This is a genomic window from Streptomyces sp. NPDC050548 (assembly GCF_044457385.1).
Taxonomy (GTDB): domain Bacteria; phylum Actinomycetota; class Actinomycetes; order Streptomycetales; family Streptomycetaceae; genus Streptomyces.
On record NZ_JBITGV010000044.1, the window covers coordinates 1 to 4090 of the forward strand.

General features: G+C 66.0%; 1 protein-coding gene. It reads right to left on the bottom strand.

Features of this window, described 5'->3' with window-relative positions; all coding sequences use genetic code 11:
* Positions 1–4070, bottom strand: a 4070-nt coding sequence (locus tag ACIBJH_RS48130) for an amino acid adenylation domain-containing protein (protein WP_399123414.1), incomplete at its 3' end; no start/stop codon positions are given.
* Positions 4071–4090: the final 20 nt, after the last annotated feature.

The window sequence follows — 4090 nt, forward strand, 5'->3', positions numbered from 1 at the left end:
AACACCGCCAACAACGCAACCACCAGATCCACCGACCGCGGCAACGCCACCGCCACCAACCGCTCCGGACCCGCACCACACCCCACCAGATACCGCGCCAAACAATTCGCCCGAACATTCAACTCCGCATAAGTGAGTTCAACACCACCACTCACCACAGCAACAGCATCCGGAGACCGCACCACCTGCGCCTCGAACAACTCCGGCAACAGCACATCCGGAACCTCACGACCCGTGTCATTCCACGCGGTCAGGATCCGCTGCCGTTCCTCAGCACCGAGAACATCGATCTCACGGACGGCCCGATCAGGCGCGGCAACCACCGCTTCAAGGACACGTACCAAACGATCCGCAAGGCCCTGCGCGGTCTGTGCCGTGAACAGATCAGTCCGGTAGTCGAGCCGCCCACGCAAACCCGCGGACGCGCCGTCCTCCGTATGCATTTCGCCAAGGTTGAAGGACAGGTCGAACCTGGCCGCCACATCACCGAAAGGCTCGGCCTGGGCGTGGACGCCGGGGAGGTCGAGGTCGGGTTGCGCGTTGTTCTGGAAGGTGAGCATGACCTGGAAGAGAGGGTGGCGGGCCATGGAACGCGCCGGGTTGAGGACCTCCACCAGCCGCTCGAACGGCACGTCCTGATGCGCGAAAGCCGCCAGATCCGTCTCCCGGACCCGCTCCACCACCTCCCGGAACGACGGATCACCGGCCACGTCAGTGCGCAGGACCAGCGTGTTCACGAAGAACCCGACGAGATCATCCAGGGCGTCGTCGGTGCGTCCCGCGATCGGGGTCCCGATCGGGATGTCGTGGCCGGCACCCATCTTCGACAACAGCACCGCCAACGCGGCCTGCACCGTCATGAACACACTCGCACCACACGAACGAGACAACTCCACCAACCGCGCATGCACCCCCGCAGGAACACGCACGTCCACCGAAGCACCCTCATGCGAAGCAACCGCCGGACGCGGGAAGTCCACCGGCAACTCCAACTGCTCCGGAATCCCGGACAGAGCCTCCCGCCAGAAAGCCACCTGCCCCGCGATCACACTCCCCGGATCGCCCTCGTCACCAAGGACCTCGCGCTGCCACAACGTGTAGTCCGCGTACTGCACCGGAAGGGCGTCCCACACCGGGGCGACACCCCGGCAACGAGCCGCATACGCCTGCGACAGATCCCGCGCCAGCGGCGCCATCGACCAGCCATCAGCCGCAATGTGATGAACCACCACCACCAGAACCCACTCATCAACCGCGTCCGCAACCTCCAACAACCGCACCCGCCACGGCAGATCCCGCTCCAGATCAAAACCCGTACCAGTCACACCAGCCACCGCCGAAGCGATGTCCTCAGCAACCACGGACTTCACGGCAACCTCGGGGACACCCGCGGTGCCCGTCAGAATCTTCTGCCGCGGCTCACCGTCCACCTGCGGGAACACCGTCCGCAAACTCTCATGACGGCCCGCCACATCCCCCAACGCCGCCCGCAACGCCCCCACATCCAACGCCCCGGTCAGCCGCAGCACGAGGGGGATGTTGTACGTCGCGGACACGCCCTCCAGCTGACCCAGGAACCACAGCCGACGCTGCGCGAACGACACCGGAAGCACCTCCGGCCGCACCCGCACACCCAACCGCTCCCGAACCCCACCACCCTCATCAAACCGACCCACCAGACCCGCAACCGTCGGCGCCTCGAACAACGCCCGGATGCTCACCTCGACCCCGAGGACGGAACGGATCCGGCTCACCAGACGAGTCGCCAGCAGCGAATGACCACCCAACTCGAAGAAACTGTCATCGATGGAAACAGCGCTGACGCCGAGGACCTCGGCGAACAGACCGCACAGCAGCTCCTCCCGCAACGTACGCGGCCCACGACCCACACCCGCGGCATACTCCGGCGCCGGCAACGCCCGCCGGTCCAGCTTCCCGTTCAACGTCAACGGCAGCGCATCCAGCACCACGAAAGCCGACGGCACCATGTACTCCGGCAACCGCCCCGCCACGAACCCACGGAGGTCACTCGCATCAAGGCAGCGAACGCCATGGGCGCCGCGCGCCACCACGTACGCCACCAGGCGCTTGTCGCCCGGTACGTCCTCCCGCACCACGACCGCCGTCTGAGCCACCTGCCCGTGTTCCGCCAGGACGGCTTCGACCTCACCCGGCTCGATACGGAAACCCCGCACCTTCACCTGCGCATCCGCCCGGCCGAGGAACTCCAGGACTCCGTCCGCGTTCCAGCGCACCACATCCCCGGTCCGGTACATCCGCGAACCAGACACCACCGCGAACGGATCCGCGACAAACCGCTCAGCCGTCAGACCCGCACGACCCAGATACCCCCGCGCCAGACCGGCGCCCGCGATATACAGCTCACCGGCCACGCCCACCGCCACCGGCGACAGACCCGCATCCAGCACATACACCCGCGTATTCGCGACTGGCCGACCGATCGGAATCCCATCGGGTAGTTCGGTATCCGTGTACCACGAGGTTGCGTAAACCGTGGATTCGGTCGGCCCGTAGCAGTTCGCGATGCGGGACTCGGGGAAGGCCGAGCGCATCCTCTTGGCGACGGTGGGCGAGATCGCCTCGCCCGCCATGACAACCGTGGCCACGTTGGCCGCCAGTTGACGGTCCAGGAGGCTTGAGAAAACCGAGGGAACGCCACTGACCAGCGACCGGCCGGCGTGTCCGGCGGATTCGTCTCCCGCGGATTCGTCTCCCAGCGCAAGCAGGTCTCGGAGCACGTTGATCCGACCGCCGGCAAGCAGGGGGGCGATCATCTCGAAGACCGACACATCGAAGTTGAGTGACGTCGTTGCGTAGACCTCCCCCAGGCGGTCTTCACCGAGCCCGTATGCAGCCCATGCGGCGAGGTTCACCACGCTGCGGTGCTCAACCACCACGCCCTTCGGCTGTCCTGTCGAACCCGAGGTGTAGATCACGTACGCCGGATGCGCAGGACTCACCGGAGACAGACGGTCCCGGTCGGACAGATCGCCGCCGCCCTGATCGGCTACGGCACCCAGGACAGCGGGCTCGTCGAGCAGCACACGACGCGCGGTGCCGTCGTGGGGCAGCAACACCGCGGTGGCCGTGTCGGTCAGGACGAGCACCGGGTCCGCGTCGGCCAGCATGTACGCGATCCGGTCCGCCGGATACTCCGGATCCACCGGCACATACCCCGCACCACTCTTCAACACCGCCAACAACGCAACCACCAGATCCACCGACCGCGGCAACGCCACCGCCACCAACCGCTCCGGACCCGCACCACACCCCACCAGATACCGCGCCAAACAATTCGCCCGAACATTCAACTCCGCATAAGTGAGTTCAACACCACCACTCACCACAGCAACAGCATCCGGAGACCGCACCACCTGCGCCTCGAACAACTCCGGCAACAGCACATCCGGAACCTCACGACCCGTGTCATTCCAGTCGACGAGCATCCGCCGCCGTTCCTCAGCACCGAGAACACCGACGGAACGGACCGCCGTATCGGGATCGGCACTGACCGTCTCCAGCACACGCACCAACCGGTCCACGAGCCCCCGGACCGTCTCCTCCCCGAACAGATCCGTGCGGTAGTCGACCTGCCCCTCAAGACCAGCAGGGCCACCGTTCTCGTCACGGAGTTCACCCAGGCTGAACGACAGATCGAACTTCGCCACCGAGCCCTGCACGGACTCCAGCCGAACGCCGAGACCCGGCAGCGCGAGATCCGGCTCAGCAATGTTCTGGAAGGCGAGCATCACCTGGAACAGCGGATGACGGGCCATGGAACGCGCCGGATTCAGGACCTCCACCAACCGCTCGAACGGCACATCCTGATGCGCGAAAGCCGCCAGGTCGGTCTCGCGGACCCGCTCCACCACCTCCCGGAACGACGGATCACCCGAGACATCGGTGCGCAGAACCAGCGTGTTCACGAAGAACCCGACGAGATCGTCCAAGGCGTCGTCGGTGCGTCCCGCGATCGGGGTCCCGATCGGGATGTCGTGGCCGGCGCCCATCTTCGACAACAGCACCGCCAACGCGGCCTGCACCGTCATGAACACACTCGCACCACACG